Genomic DNA, 14385 nt, shown 5'->3' with positions numbered 1-14385 from the left:
GTCATCGCGCTCAACGACTTCTCCCTGGGGTTATGGGTCCCGGCCTTCGCCGGGACGACGCGGACAGAGAGCGCCGCAGGAAGCTAATGCTTCCCCGGCCCCATGTAGCCGAACAGGAACCCCGCCACCTTGCGCATCTGGATCTCCTCGCTGCCTTCCGTAATCCGGTAACGGCGGTGGTGGCGGTAGATGTGCTCGAATGGCTTGTGGCGTGAGTAGCCCATGCCGCCATGGACCTGCATCGCGCGATCGGCGGATTCGCAGCACAGGCGGTTTGCCCAGTAGTTGCACATGGAGACGCGATCGGAGAGCGTGCGCTCGATCTGCTCCTCGGTGAGCTGGTCCATCTCCCAGGCGGTCTTGCGGATCAGGAGACGCAGCATCTCGGCTTGGGTGGCGAGCTCCACGAGCGGGAACTGGATCGCCTGGTTCTCGGCCAGCGCCCTGCCGAACGGCTTTCGCTCGCGCGCGTATTTGACGCTCTCGTTGATGCAGTAGACGGCCGCGCCGAGCGAGCTCGCGGCTTGGCGGATGCGGTTCTGATGCACGAAGCATTGCGCCAGCGACAGGCCGCGGCCGACCTCGCCGAACAGCGCATCCTCTGGCACGAACACGTCGGTGAAGCTCACGCGGGGGTGATCGGTCGGCATGTTGAAGGTCCACATGTACTCTTCGACCTTGACGCCGTGGCTCTTGGCCGGAACCAGGAAGCAGGTGATGCCGCGGGCATCGCCGTCATTGCCGCTGGTGCGCGCGAACAGCGCGCAATGCGTGGCGACGTGCATGCCGGTCGTCCACATCTTCTCGCCGTTGATGATCCAGCCCTTGACGTTGTCGCGGGTGGCCGGCACCGCGCGCGTCTCCATGTGAGTTGCGTCCGAGCCGTGATGCGGCTCGGTCAGGCCGAAGGTGATACGGTACTTGCCCTTGATCGAGCCATCGATCATCGCCTTCTGGTCGTCGCGGCCGTAGCGGTCGAGCATGGTGACGACGGGAAAATTACCGACGATGGAATGCTCGTTCTGGAGGTCGTTGTGCAGGCCCAGGCCCTTGGCGGCAAAATGCTCGCGGATCACCGCCATCCAGAGATTGGAGCCGTCCTTGCCGCCATATTGCCTCGGGACCGGAAAGCGGAGATGGCCCGCGGCATCGGCGAGATCCTTCGCCTTGCGAAGCAGCGCTTCCCATTCATGGCGCGGCAGGCCGCCATTCTCGAAATCGGTGCGCGCCCATTCGCGGCGATGATCGAAGAAGCGGATGTTGTCGTCGGCCTCTTCGAGCGGCTTGATCTCGCGCGCGATGAAACGATCGAGCTCTGCGAGATAGGCGACGAGATCGGCAGGCAATGAGAAATCCAAGGGGTCTCTCCCGGAGTGATTTTGTCGTTTTGCGTTAAGGCGCTAGGCGCATTCTTGCTTCGCATGATTAAGCGGAGAAGAGCTCACTCAAGTCAAGCGAGGCGGGCGTGCCGAACGCGCAAGGCGCGTCCGCGCAATTCGATGGTGTTGAACCGCGCACGCGCGCTACTATGCCGTCAATATTCCTCGACGAGAAAATGCGGGAGCGCGTGATGGAGCTGAAATTTTCGAAGGTGGAACGCAAGGGACCGATCACGATCGTGACGTTGTCGCGGCCCGAGGTCTACAACGCGCTGCATACCGACGCGCATTTCGAGCTGCAAAAGGTGTTCGACGATTTCTCCGCCGATCCCGAGCAGTGGATCGCGATCGTCACCGGCAGCGGCGACAAGGCGTTCTGCGCCGGCAACGATCTGAAGTGGCAGGCAGCAGGCGGCAAGCGCGGCTGGGACAAGGGCGGCTTTGCCGGCCTGACTTCGCGCTTCGACTGCGACAAGCCGATCATTGCCGCCGTGAACGGCGTCGCGATGGGCGGCGGCTTCGAGATCGCGCTGGCCTGCGACCTCATCATCGCCTCGGAGAACGCGACCTTCGCCCTGCCCGAGCCGCGCGTCGGGCTGGCCGCACTCGCCGGCGGCCTGCACCGGCTGCCCCGGCAGATCGGCCTCAAGCGCGCCATGGGCATGATCCTCACCGCGCGGCATGTCAGCGCCAAGGAAGGCCTCGAGCTTGGTTTCGTCAACGAGGTGGTACCGCAGGGCGAGGCGCTGTCGGCCGCACTGCGCTGGGCGGAGATGATCACCAAGAACTCGCCGATGTCGATCCGGGCCTCGAAGCAGGCGATCCAGAAGGGGCTTGGCGTGTCGCTGGAACAGGCGATCGAGGAGCAGCGAGAGTACCCGGCGGTGAAGGCAATGGTGGCCTCGCAGGACTATATCGAGGGCCCGAAGGCGTTTTCGGAGAAGCGGCCGCCGAAATGGGTGGGGAAGTAGAAGGTCTCAATTGCGAGGAGCCCTTGCGACGAAGCAATCCAGACTGCCGCCGTGGACGGATTCTGGATTGCTTCGCTGCGCTCGCAATGACGGTGGATGGAGCGCCGTCTACCCTTCCCGCCTCAGCTCGCGCTTGTACGACGCATAGTTCGGCTGATCGACCGCGAGCTTGTCCATCGTGGTCGCCCAGAGATGCTCGGCGAGGCCCGGCGTCGCAAGGTCGATCTCGCCTTGGGCGATGCGATCGGCAAGGGCGCGGTTGAGCTCTGTCACCGAGCCGTCCGTGCCGAGCAGCGCGCGCAGCCGCTCTACTTCCGCGGCATCACTCCCCTCCTCCTGCGTCAGCTGCCGCGTCACAAGGTCGAGGATGTTGATGGCGACGCGGAGCTTGAAGGCCTGGTGGCCGGAGATCAGCGGCGTGATGTCGTTGCGGAGAAAATCGGCGACCGATTTGGTCAGCTCGATCGGGGTGGGTTCGTCCTGCATGGGTCAGCTCCCGCGCGGCGCCAAGAGCCGCAACAGATCGATCTCGGTCTCGGAGGCGCGGCGGCCGATCATGGCGCGCTCCATGGAATGGTCCGGCCCCTCACGAAAGCGCTGCATCATGCCGCCACACATGATGCCCCAGCGCAGCGTGCCCATCACCTCCCAGAATTTCACGCGCGCCGGATCGACCTTGCGGCCGGCAGCTTCATAGCCCGCGAACAGCTCCTCACGCGAGCCAAAGCCGCCGACCGGCTTGTCGATCTCGCCGAAGCGCCAGGAATTGACGCAGACCCAACCAAGATCCTCCATGGGATCGCCGAGATGGGCGAGCTCCCAGTCCAGCACCGCCCGGACGCCGTCGGCGCCGATGATGAGGTTGCCGTTGCGGAAGTCGCCATGCACCAGCGTCGTCTCGGCCGAGGGGCCGGGGTCGTTGTCACAGAGCCAGCGCAGCGCCAGCTCGAACACGGGCTTGGGCCAGTTGAGGCTGTGATAGTCACGCTCGAACTCGGCGATCTCCTGTGTCGCCGACCTGCTGCGCAGCTCGGGCAATTTGTCCTGGGGCAGCCTGTGCAGCCCGGCGAGCACGCCGCCGATCTGCCGTGCCAGATGCGGCCGCGCCGTTGCGTACTCCTCATCGCGCAGGATCTTGCGCGCGATGGTCTCGCCTTCCACCCGCTGCATGATGAAGCCGGTGCCGAGATCGTCCTCCGGCACGAGCACATGCATCACGCGCGGCGACGGCACGCCGGCTTCATAAGCGAGCTGCATCAGCTGCGCTTCAGCGGCAAGACCCGCCGCGCGCGTCGGCGCGGCGCCATAGCCCTTCGGCGAGCGGCGCAGGATCGCGCCGATCGGCCCATCGGGATGCACGATGTCGAAACGCCAGGTTTCCTGACTGGCGCCGCCGGACAGCTTTGCGGCGCCTGTGACGCCGCTCGCGCCCGGGTGCCAGCGCGCGACGCTGCGCGAGAGCTCCGCCTCGATCATTTGCCTTTGAACTGCGCGGGCCGCTTCTCCAGGAACGCGCCGACGCCCTCGCGAAAATCCTGGGTGTCACCGGCGCGGAGCTGGCACTGGAATTCGAGGTTGAGTTGATCTTCGAAGGAGTTTTCCGGGCTGTCCCAATAGAGCTTGCGGATCAGCGACAGCGCGACCGTCGGGCCGCTGGCGAGATCGCGCGCGAGCTTCATCGCCTCCTCCATCAGCGCGCCGTCATCGTAGACGCGGTTAACGAGGCCCCATTCCAGCGCCTTCTCGGCCGGCAGCCGCTCGCCCATCAGCGACAATTCGATCGAGCGCGCCCGGCCGACCAGGCGCGGCAGCAGCCAGGTCGAACCGCAATCCGGCACGAGGCCGATCCGGCGGAAGGCCTGCAGGAAATAGGAGGAGCGCGCGCAGAGGATCATGTCGCCGAGCAGCGCGAAGCTCATGCCGGCGCCGGCCGCCGGTCCGTTGACCGCGGTCACGATCGGGCAATGCAGGTTGCGGATGCGGCGCAGGAACGGATGAAAGCCGGTCTCCAGCGTCAGGCCGGCCTTGGTCTTCTTCGACTGGTTGTTCCGACCCTGGAGGTTCGCGCCGGTGCAGAATGCCCGCCCCGCGCCGGTCAAGACGACGCAGCGCACCTCGTCCTTCTTCTCCTCGATCGCATCGAGCGCGTCGGCAAGTCCGCCCAGCATGTCCACGGAGACCGCGTTCATCACCTCCTGATGGTCGAGCTTGAGGATGGCGACCGAGCCATCGAATTCGAGCGTGACATGTTTGAACTGCATGGTTTCCTCGTCAGTTGCCGGCCTGCGTCAGTTTCGCAGACCGGAATTTGTTTTGCCGGGGCGCATATTTGATTTTTGGCGCGGTCTTGTCCATGGTGATCAGGGCATGGCGAGCAATCTTGCGCGCAGCGGCTGATGCGCGGCATGCCAGGGAAGACTTGCCAGGGCGACTGAAAGACTTGCCGAGAACTGGCCAAGAACAGGAAACGCGCCATGAACCTTTTCGACCTCTCCGGCCGCGTCGCCGTGATCACCGGCGGCAATGGCGGCATCGGACTCGGCATCGCGCAGGCGCTGGCCGCCCAGGGCTGCAACGTCTCGATCTGGGGTCGCAATCCTGAAAAGAACAAGGCTGCCGCCGCGAGCATGGCGGGGCTGTCAGGCAAGGTCGAGACCCGCGTCTGCGACGTCACCGATCCGGCATCGGTCAATGCCGCGATGAAGGCGACGCTCGATTCCTTCGGTCGGGTCGATGGCTGCTTCGCCAATGCAGGCATCGGCGGCGGCGGCCGGCGCGCCTTCATCGAGCGCACCGAAGAGGAATGGCGCACGATGTTCGCCACCAATCTCGACGGCGTGTTCCACGCGTTCCAGGCGGCCGCGAAGCACATGACCGAGCGGGCCAATGCCGGCGACCCGTTCGGCCGGCTGGTTGCGACCTCGAGCCTCGCCTCGATCTTCGGTACCGCGCGCAACGAGCATTATGCCGCGACCAAGGCCGCCATCAACGCGCTGGTGCGCGCGCTCGGCGTCGAGCTGGCACGCCACGGCGTCACCGCAAACGCGATCCTGCCCGGCTGGATCAAGAGCGACATGACGGCCGGGATCATGGCCAACGACAAATTCGTCGCCAACGTGATGCCGCGCATCCCGATGCGACGCTTCGGCGAAGCATCCGATTTCGGCGGCATCGCGGTGTACCTGATGAGCAAGGCATCGTCGTATCACACTGCCGATACGTTCGTGATCGACGGCGGCTATACAGCGTTCTGATCTTTCGAGTAACCCGGACGGAGCGAAGCGCGATCCGGGACGGCCAAAGCAAAACAGACCCGGATTTCGCTCCGCTCCATCCGGGCCACAAACTCTGAGGGAATGCGCAAATGTTCTCACACGTCATGATCGGCACCAACGACCTCGACAAGGCCAAGGGGTTCTACGACAAGCTGCTCGGCACGCTCGAGGTGCGGCCAGCGATGGTCGACGGGCATCGCATTTTCTACATAACCAAGACCGGCGTGTTCTCGGTGTCGAAGCCGATCAACGGCGAAGCGGCGACCTGCGCGAATGGCGCCACAATCGGTTTCGCATGCAACTCGCCGGAGCAGGTCGAGCAATGGCACGCAGCCGGCATCGCGGCCGGTGCAAAATCGATTGAGGATCCGCCGGGCGTCCGCCAGGGCCCGGGCGGCAAGCTGTATCTGGCTTACCTCCGGGATCTCGACGGCAACAAGATCTGCGCGATGCATCGGCTGCCGAACTAGCCGACAACATACTCGGTGTCGTCCCGGCGAAAGCCGGGACCCATAACCACAGGCGGCATTGTACCGCAAACTCGTAACTTCGAGTCTTCGCCAAACTGCTCCCTGTGGCTGTGGGTGCCGGATCTGCGCTTCGCTTGTCCGGGACGACACCGAGCGAGGTGACCGCCTCCCTTCACCCCATTCAAACAACATTTCAAACGTTCTCGCGAATTCCATCGCATGGCATGCCTGCGCATGAAAATGCGCGCTCGCACTTTCGAGGCACTGCGACTATTCTCGCCGCCAGCACGATCTCAGCGACACGGGAGGAACAATGACAAAACACACCTACATTCCCCGCACCACCAACTACACTCTCAATCCTGGCGACGAGCTCAACGACCTCCGGATGTCGGACCAGGTCCGGCCGCTCTACGACCACGTCAGGAAGTTCATCCGCGACACCGTCGAGCCGATGTCGATCGAGTTCGCCAAGGCCGGCGAAGGCAAGGAAGACCGCTGGAGCTTCACGCCGAAGCAGCTCGAGGTGCTGGAGGTCGCCAAGAACAAGGCGAAGAAGGAAGGCCTCTGGAACTTTTTCCTGCCCGACGACGAGACCGGCCAGGGCCTGAAGAATCTCGACTACGCCTATATCGCCTCCGAGCTCGGCAAGAGCCCGCTGGCATCGGAGAGCATGAACTGCTCGGCGCCCGACACCGGCAACATGGAGGTGCTGGAGCGCGTCGGCACCAAGGAGCAGAAGGAGAAGTGGCTGAAGCCGCTGCTCAACGGCGAGATCCGTTCGGCCTATGTCATGACCGAGCCGAACGTCGCCTCCTCCGACGCCAAGAACATCTCGACCACGGCCAAGCTCGTCGGCGACGAATGGGTCATCAACGGCGAGAAGTACTACATCTCGGGTCTCGGCGATCCCCGCTGCAAGATCCTCATCGTCATGGTGAAGACCAATCCGGATGCCGCGCCGAGCAAGCAGCAGTCGCAAATCCTGGTGCCGCGCGACACGCCCGGCGTCGAGGTGCTCGGGCCCATGTACGTGTTCGGCCAGGATCATGCGCCGCGCGGCCACATGCACATGCGCTTTAACAATGTCCGCGTGCCGAAGGAGAACATGCTGCTCGGCGAAGGCCGCGGCTTCGAGATCTCGCAGCTCCGCCTCGGCCCCGGCCGTATCCATCACTGCATGCGCACCATCGGCAAGGCCGAGAAGGCGCTCGACCTGATGGTGCAGCGCGGCCTCACCCGCGAGGCCTTCGGCAAGAAGATCGCCCATCTCGGCGGCAACATGCAGATCATCGCGCAGGCGCGCTGCGAGATCGAGGCGATGCGGCTGATGGTGCTGAAGGCCGCCAAGGCGATGGACGTGCTCGGCAACAAGGAGGCCCGCGTCTGGGTCTCCATGGTTAAGGCCATGGTGCCCGAGCGGGCCTGCAAGATCATCGACCAGGCGATCCAGATGCACGGCGCGACCGGCATCTCGCACTGGACGCCGCTGGCCGAGATGTACCAGGACGTCCGCCACCTCCGCTTCGCCGACGGTCCGGACGAGGTGCACTGGATGGTGGTCGGCCGCCACGAGCTGAGCATGGCGTAAGCTCAGATCGTCATGCGCGGGCTTGACCCGCGCATCCATCCTTCTTCAAAATCGATGGATTGCCGGGTCAAGCCCGGCAATGACGATTTGCCCGGAGCTCCCCCATGGACTACGCCGCCAGCGACCTCACGCCACGCGAGCGCTACAAGGTGCTGACCTCCTTCATCCTGCCGCGGCCGATCGCGTGGGTGACCACGCTCGGACCGACAGGCGTGGTCAACGCCGCGCCGTTCAGCTTCTTCAACGCGTTTTGCGAGGATCCGCCGCTCTGCATGTTCGCGGCAAACCGCAAGCCGAACGGAGAGGACAAGGACACGTTTCTCAACATCCAGCGTACCGGCGAATTCGTGGTCAATATCGCCGACGAACCGCTGGCGAAGGCGATGCACGAGAGCAGCGGCGATTTTCCGCCTGACATCGGCGAGCCCGACTATCTCGGCCTGAAGCTCGCGCCCTCGACCAGGATCGCGGTGCCGCGGCTGGCCGAAACACCCTGGGCGATGGAGTGCAAGCTCTGGAAGCTGATCGACGTCAACGACGATCGTCGCCTGATCATGGGCGAAGGCATCCACTTCCACATCCGAGACGAGCTCTGGGACGACAAGGCGATGCGGGTGCATATGGACCGCTATCACCCGATCGGCCGCATGTTCGCCGACCGCTACTGCCGCACCGACGACCGCGTGGTGTTTCCCGCGGCCGAAGGTGTGAAGACGCCGTAGGGCGGATTAGCGAAGCGTAATCCGCCGAATGCGCGAACAGGCGATGGACTACGCCAGCGGACTGCGCTTCGCGCAGCCCGACAACCAATCCACCCGACGTACCTACGTCGCCGGCGCGAGCTTGTCCTGCGTCTTGGTCTCGAAATCGCTGGCGTCGTGGCGCTCGTGGAGCTGGCTGGCGGGATCGCCGGAGACGCGATTGACCATGCGGCCGCGCTTCACGGCCGGACGCTTGGCGATCTGGTCGGTCCAGCGCTGCACGTTCTTGTAATCCTGCACCGAGAGGAATTCGCCGGCGCCATAAACAAGTCCTTTGGCGAGCGCACCGTACCAGGGCCACACCGCCATGTCGGCGATGGTGTACTCGTTCCCTGCGAGATATTCGTTGTCGGCCAGCCGCCGGTCGAGCACGTCGAGCTGGCGCTTGACCTCCATCGCGAAGCGATCGATGGCGTATTCGATCTTGAACGGCGCATAGGCGTAGAAATGGCCGAAGCCGCCGCCGAGATAGGGCGCGCTGCCCATCTGCCAGAACAGCCAGGACATCGCTTCAGTGCGGGCCTTGATGTCCTTCGGTAGGAAGGCGCCGAATTTTTCGGCGAGGTAGAACAGGATCGAGCCGGACTCGAAGATCCGGATCGGCTCGGGACCGGAGCGGTCCATCAGCGCCGGAATCTTGGAATTCGGATTGATGTCGACAAAGCCGCTGCCGAACTGGTCGCCATTGCCGATCCTGATCAGCCAGGCATCATATTCGGCGCCCTTGTGGCCGAGCGCCAGCAACTCCTCCAGCATCACCGTGACCTTCACCCCGTTCGGCGTCGCCAGCGAATAGAGCTGGAAGGGGTGTTTGCCGACCGGCAGCTCCTTGTCGTGGGTGGGACCGGCAATGGGACGGTTGATGTTGGCGAACTGCCCGCCATTCTCCTTGTCCCAGGTCCAGACTTTGGGCGGCACGTAGGCGGGGGTGTCGGTCATGCTGTGGCTCCGGCGGAAAGATGCGCTTGCATTAATTAGCCCGCAAATGGCCAATGACAAGGCCACCGGAATGCAGGAATGGCCGAGGACCCTCGCCGTTTTGGAATGGCCGCCTCTCTCCCCATGGCATTCCGGGGCACCCGAAGGGTGAGCCCGGCATCCATCAGGCGTCACGCATGCTCGGAGAAATGGATCCCGGGCTCGCCGCTCCGCGGCACCCCGGAATGACGGACCGAAAGAGCCGGGCTCAAAACACGGCCGCAGTCAGCCCCTGCTCCGCCCGCGCCATCGCAAATCCGTCATACCCCTTTGCCGCGAGATCGTCGCAGATCCGCCGGTAGACGCCGATGCCGCCGATATAGGGCATGAAGATGCGCGGCTTGCCCGGGATGTTGGCGCCCATATACCAGGAATTGGCCTGCGGATAGAGCGTGCCGTGGGCGACCTCGTTGACGTGAGCGACCCATTTCTCCTCGGCTTCCCTCTCCGCCTCCATCGTGACGAGGCTCTGCTTGCGCATGTGGACGAGGCTTTCGGCAATCCAGTCGACGTGCTGCTCGATCGACACGATCATGTTCGAGAGCACCGACGGGCTGCCGGGGCCAGTGATGATGAAGAGGTTCGGAAAGCCCGCGCTCATCAGCCCCAGATAGGTCTTCGGGCCTTCCGCCCATTTCTGATTCAGCGTCTGACCGCCCCGGCCCCTGATGTCGATCTTCGCGACCGATCCGGTCATGGCGTCGAAGCCCGTCGCCATCACCAGTGCGTCGACCTCATGATCCTTGCCTGCGACGCGAACCGCGTTCGCGGTGATCTCCTCGATCGGGTTGGCCTTGATGTCCACCAGCGAGACGTTCGGCCGGTTGAAGGTCGCGAAGTAATCCGTGTCGATGCAGATCCGCTTGGTGCCGATCGGATGGCTGTTCGGCTGGAGCAGCTTCGCGGTCTCCGGATCCTTCACGATCTCGGCAATCTTGCCGCGCACGAAGTTCGCCGCGGTGTCGTTCGCGGATCGCTCGAGGCCGAGATTGTTGTAGACATACATGAAGGTCAGCCCGCCCCGCTCCCAGCGCGCCGCGTATTTGCCGGTCCTGATCTCGTCACTGTCGTCGAGCGCACCGCGATCCGGCTGCTCGGCATAGATACCGTTGCGCGCGACTTCACGGGCAAACCGGCGAATCTCCGGATAGTTCTTGCGGAACGTGCCGCGTTCCTCGTCGGTCAGCGCGGAATTGCGCGCGGGAATCGAGAAATTCGCCGTGCGCTGAAACACGGTGAGATGTTTGGCCTGCTCGGCGATGACAGGCGTCGACTGGATGCCTGACGATCCCGTGCCGATCAGGCCGACCCGCAAGCCCGTGAAATCGACGTCCTCGTGTGGCCAGTTGCCGGTGTGATAGACAGGGCCTTCGAAGTTCTCGAGACCCTTGATGTCGGGCTTGCGCGCGTTCGAGAGGCAACCGGTGGCGAGCACGACGAACTGCGCTTGAACCGTCCTGCCGCCGGAGATCGTGACCGACCAGCGCTTTGCGCGCTCGTCGAATACGGCGCGCTCGACGCGGGTGTCGAACTGGATGTCGCGGCGCAGGTCGAAACGGTCGGCGACGTGGTTGGCGTATTTCAGGATCTCTGCTTGCGGCGCGTAGCGTTCACTCCAGTCCCATTCCTGCTGGAGCTCTTCCGAGAACGAGTAGGAATATTGCATGCTCTCGACGTCGCAGCGCGCCCCGGGATAGCGGTTCCAGTACCAGGTGCCGCCGACGCCGCCGCCCTGCTCGAAGACGCGCGCCGAGAAGCCGAGCCCGCGCAGACGATGCAGCATGTACATGCCGGCAAAGCCCGCGCCGACGACGACCACGTCGTAGGCCTCGCTTGCGCGGGCGGGGCTCGATTGCGCTGACGACATCGGTTGGCGCTCCCTCGTTATTCTGTTGTTGTGAGCCAGCATTCGCTCACCGCTGCAAAAGCGCAAGAGGCTTATCGAAGCCTCCTGCCCTGCTTATTTTGCGCGACGGAATGGCTGGCGCATCGCGCGACGCCTGCACGCAAGATGCTCCGCCGAATCCGGCATGGCATCGTGCGCGACGATCGGCTAGCGTCGTTTCGCTTCGCCCACCAAGGCAACGAGAACGCGAAGCCGCCGGGAGAGAGTCATGAAATCGCCGATCTGCGACATGCTGGGAATCGAGTTCCCGCTGCTCGCCTTCAGCCATTGCCGCGACGTCGTCGCCGCCGTCAGCCGCGCCGGCGGCTTCGGCGTGCTTGGCGCCACCGTCCACACGCCGGATACGCTCGAACGCGAGCTGAAATGGATCGACGATCACGTCGACGGCAAGCCCTACGGCATCGACGTGCTGATTCCCGAAAACATCTCGACCGCGGGCGAGAAGGACGTCACCTGGAAGAGTCTGGAAGCGCGCGTGCCGCAGGCGCATCGCAACTACACGCGCGATCTCCTGAAGAAATACGGCATCGAGCTCACCACCACGGAGGTCGCGGCCGACCAGCCGCAGCCGTTCGACGGAAAGACGGCACTGGAGCTGCTCGAAGTCTCTTTCAATCATCCGATCCGCCTGATCGCCAATGCCCTCGGCGTGCCGCCGAAAGCCATGATCGAGATGGGCAAGAAACACGGCGTACCGGTCGCAGCCCTCGTCGGCGCCAAGGAGCATGCGCTGCGCCAGGTCGCAGCCGGTGTCGACATCCTCGTGGTGCAGGGCACGGAAGCCGGCGGCCATTGCGGCGAGGTCTCGACCATGGTGCTGGTGCCGGAGGTGATCAAGGCGACCAAGAAGATCCGCGACGTGCCGGTGTTGGCCGCCGGCGGCATCATGACGGGGCGGCAGATGGCGGCCTGCATGGCCATGGGGGCGGCCGGCGCCTGGACCGGCTCGGTGTGGCTCGCCACGGTAGAGGCCGAGACCACGGAGATCTTTCGCGAGAAGATGATCGCGGCCTCCTCGCGCGACGCCGTGCGCTCGAAGGGCCGCACCGGCAAGCCAGCCCGGCAACTCCGCTCGGTCTGGACCGATGCCTGGGATCGCGCGCCGGACAGCCCGGGCGCGCTGCCGATGCCGCTGCAAAGCATCATCAGCCGCGACGCCTTCAACTCGATCGACCGCGCGGCCGCGAGCGGCAACGCACAGGCGCGCGATCTCGTCAGCTATTTCGTCGGCCAGGGCGTCGGGCTGATCGACAGCGTGAAGTCCGCGGGCGCCGTGGTGCAGGAGTTCAAGGAAGAGTTCGCCGAAGCCGTCGAGCACATGAATAAGCTGGTGACGGAGTAGTCCCCGTCGTCGTTGCGAGTGCAGCGATCCAGAATCTTTCAGCGGAGGCAGTCTGGATTGCTTCGCCTTGCTCGCAATGACGAAACAACTGATACCGTGATTTGAGGCCATGACCGACAAGACCAACATCCCTGAAGACCGCATCCCCGTCATCGTCGGCATCGGCGAGATCGTCGACCGCCCGAAAGAGATCACCGAAGGCCTCGAGCCGCTTGACCTGCTCGAACAAGCGCTGCGGCGGGCCGAGGCTGACGCCGGCGCAAGGCTGCTCGGCGAGGTGCAATCGCTCGACGTCGTCAACTTCCTGAGCTGGCGCTATCGCGATCCGGAGCAGCTTCTGGCGCAACGCCTCGGCATCTCGCCGGCGCATTGCTATTACGGCCCGGTCGGCGGCGAGAGCCCGATCCGCTACATCCACGAGGCCGCAAAGCGCATCGCGCGCGGCGAATGTACCGTGGCCGCGGTCTGCGGCGCCGAGGCGCAGTCGACCGCGACCAAGGCGGAGCGCGCGGGCGTCAAGCTGCCATGGACGCCGTTCGCCCACGACGTCGAAGAGCCCAAGCGCGGCGCGGCGTTCCAGAAGCCGCTGGCGGTCAAGCTCGGCGTGTTTCGCCCCGTCACCGTCTATCCGTTCTACGAGGCCGCCTCCTCGGCGCATTGGGGCCAGACGCCACGCGACGCGATGGCTGAATCAGGCACGCTCTGGTCGCGTTATTCCGAGGCCGCTGCGCAAAATCCTAATGCCTGGCTGAAGCGTCGCTACGCCTCTGATGAGATCACGACGCCGACCGCTGACAACCGCCTGATCGCGTGGCCCTACAACAAGCTGATGGTGGCCAACCCCAGCGTCAACATGGGCGGCGCACTGCTGCTGACCAGCCTCGCCAAGGCGCGTGCCGCCGGCATTGCCGAGGACAGACTGGTCTTTCCGCTCGGCGGCGCCTCGGCGGAGGAGCCGCGGGATTATCTCTTGCGCGACCAGTTCTATGAGAGCCATCCACAGAACGCGGTGCTCGGGAGCGTGATGGATCTCGCCGGCGGCAACGGCAAGAAGTTCGACGCCATCGAGCTCTACAGCTGTTTTCCGTGCGTGCCCAAGATGGCACGGCGAACGCTGGGCTTGGGTGCCGACGTGCAGCCGACCGTGACCGGCGGCCTCACCTTCTTCGGCGCACCGCTCAACACCTACATGACGCATGCAGCCTGCGCGATGGTGCGGCGTGTTCGCGATGGCGCCGGGCTCGGCCTGCTCTACGGCCAGGGCGGTTTCGTCACCAAGCACCATGCGCTGGTGGTGTCGAAGGCACCGCCGCGCGAAGCGCTGGCACAGGAGACCAGCGTGCAAGGCGAGGCCGACCGCAGCAAGCGCGCGGTGCCGGAGTTTGCGACGGAGGCGACTGGCAAGGGCAAGGTCGAGAGCTTTACCGTGCTCTACGGCCGCAGCGGCGATGTCGACCACGGCGTGGTGATGCTCCGCACCCAAGACGACCGGCGCACATTGGCGCGAATTCCAGCGAGCGATGCCGCCACGCTGGCGCATCTGCTCGACATGGATCGCACGCCGGTGGACTCGCTCGGCGAGATCGCGATGGCCGCGGATGGCGTGCCGGAGTGGCGGGTGGCGTAGCTCGCTCTCGTGTCCCGGACGCGGCGCGGCATGCAATGCCGCTCCGCAGAGCCGGGACCCGGCAAGCAACACAGTGCAACCAGCC

At 64.6% G+C, this 14385-nt stretch carries 13 protein-coding genes; 7 read left to right on the top strand and 6 right to left on the bottom strand.

What is annotated here, in order from left to right:
• Nucleotides 1-83 precede the first annotated feature (83 nt).
• The gene (locus tag HAP40_RS12615) at nt 84-1358 is read right to left on the bottom strand and encodes an acyl-CoA dehydrogenase family protein (RefSeq protein WP_166817496.1); all 1275 of its coding nucleotides are present in this window, start codon (nt 1356-1358) and stop codon (nt 84-86) included.
• 212 nt (nt 1359-1570) lie between these two features.
• Here HAP40_RS12615 and HAP40_RS12610 point away from each other — a divergent pair, with 212 nt between their 5' ends.
• Nucleotides 1571-2350 carry an enoyl-CoA hydratase-related protein gene (locus tag HAP40_RS12610; protein ID WP_166817497.1) on the top strand — a complete coding sequence of 260 codons (780 nt, stop codon included), beginning with the start codon at nt 1571-1573 and terminating at the stop codon, nt 2348-2350.
• 108 nt (nt 2351-2458) lie between these two features.
• On the opposite strand, the gene HAP40_RS12605 is transcribed toward HAP40_RS12610, so the two are convergent.
• Genes HAP40_RS12605 through HAP40_RS12595 form a run of 3 tightly spaced genes read right to left on the bottom strand, consistent with a single transcriptional unit; the run spans nt 2459 to nt 4611 of the window.
• Nucleotides 2459-2836 carry a DUF6285 domain-containing protein gene (locus HAP40_RS12605; protein WP_166817498.1) on the bottom strand — a complete coding sequence of 126 codons (378 nt, stop codon included), beginning with the start codon at nt 2834-2836 and terminating at the stop codon, nt 2459-2461.
• Between the two features lie 3 nt (nt 2837-2839).
• A complete protein-coding gene (locus tag HAP40_RS12600) occupies nt 2840-3826 on the bottom strand; it encodes a phosphotransferase family protein (protein ID WP_166817499.1) in 987 nt (328 codons plus the stop codon).
• A complete protein-coding gene (locus HAP40_RS12595; protein ID WP_166817500.1) occupies nt 3823-4611 on the bottom strand; it encodes an enoyl-CoA hydratase/isomerase in 789 nt (262 codons plus the stop codon). The genes HAP40_RS12600 and HAP40_RS12595 overlap by 4 nt, the downstream gene beginning before the upstream one ends.
• Nucleotides 4612-4824: 213 nt before the next feature.
• Between HAP40_RS12595 and HAP40_RS12590 the strand changes: the two genes are divergently transcribed.
• The 4 genes from HAP40_RS12590 (at nt 4825) to HAP40_RS12575 (ending at nt 8408) form a co-directional block, all read left to right on the top strand.
• Nucleotides 4825-5604, top strand: coding sequence for an SDR family NAD(P)-dependent oxidoreductase (locus HAP40_RS12590; protein ID WP_166817501.1), 780 nt, complete (start codon nt 4825-4827; stop codon nt 5602-5604).
• A gap of 110 nt (nt 5605-5714) precedes the next feature.
• A complete protein-coding gene (locus HAP40_RS12585) occupies nt 5715-6095 on the top strand; it encodes a VOC family protein (protein ID WP_166817502.1) in 381 nt (126 codons plus the stop codon).
• A 313-nt stretch (nt 6096-6408) separates the two neighbouring features.
• Nucleotides 6409-7686, top strand: coding sequence for an acyl-CoA dehydrogenase family protein (locus HAP40_RS12580; RefSeq protein ID WP_166817503.1), 1278 nt, complete (start codon nt 6409-6411; stop codon nt 7684-7686).
• Nucleotides 7687-7790: 104 nt separating this feature from the next.
• Nucleotides 7791-8408, top strand: coding sequence for a flavin reductase family protein (locus HAP40_RS12575; RefSeq protein WP_166817504.1), 618 nt, complete (start codon nt 7791-7793; stop codon nt 8406-8408).
• 102 nt (nt 8409-8510) lie between these two features.
• Here HAP40_RS12575 and yghU read toward each other — a convergent pair whose 3' ends face one another.
• The gene (gene yghU, locus HAP40_RS12570) at nt 8511-9386 is read right to left on the bottom strand and encodes a glutathione-dependent disulfide-bond oxidoreductase (RefSeq protein ID WP_166817505.1); all 876 of its coding nucleotides are present in this window, start codon (nt 9384-9386) and stop codon (nt 8511-8513) included.
• Nucleotides 9387-9633: 247 nt separating this feature from the next.
• On the bottom strand, nt 9634-11292 hold the full coding sequence (locus HAP40_RS12565) for a flavin-containing monooxygenase (RefSeq protein WP_166817506.1): 1659 nt from the start codon (nt 11290-11292) through the stop codon (nt 9634-9636).
• Between the two features lie 247 nt (nt 11293-11539).
• Between HAP40_RS12565 and HAP40_RS12560 the strand changes: the two genes are divergently transcribed.
• Complete coding sequence (locus tag HAP40_RS12560) at nt 11540-12673, top strand: nitronate monooxygenase (RefSeq protein ID WP_166817507.1); 1134 nt, start codon at nt 11540-11542, stop codon at nt 12671-12673.
• A gap of 109 nt (nt 12674-12782) precedes the next feature.
• Nucleotides 12783-14300 (top strand): acetyl-CoA acetyltransferase, encoded by a 1518-nt coding sequence (locus HAP40_RS12555; RefSeq protein WP_166817508.1) that lies wholly within the window; start codon nt 12783-12785, stop codon nt 14298-14300.
• Nucleotides 14301-14385 lie beyond the last annotated feature (85 nt).

The organism is Bradyrhizobium sp. 1(2017) (genome assembly GCF_011602485.2).
GTDB lineage: Bacteria > Pseudomonadota > Alphaproteobacteria > Rhizobiales > Xanthobacteraceae > Bradyrhizobium.
Note: the sequence above shows the minus strand (reverse complement) of the source record. Positions and strands in the feature narration are given on the sequence as shown.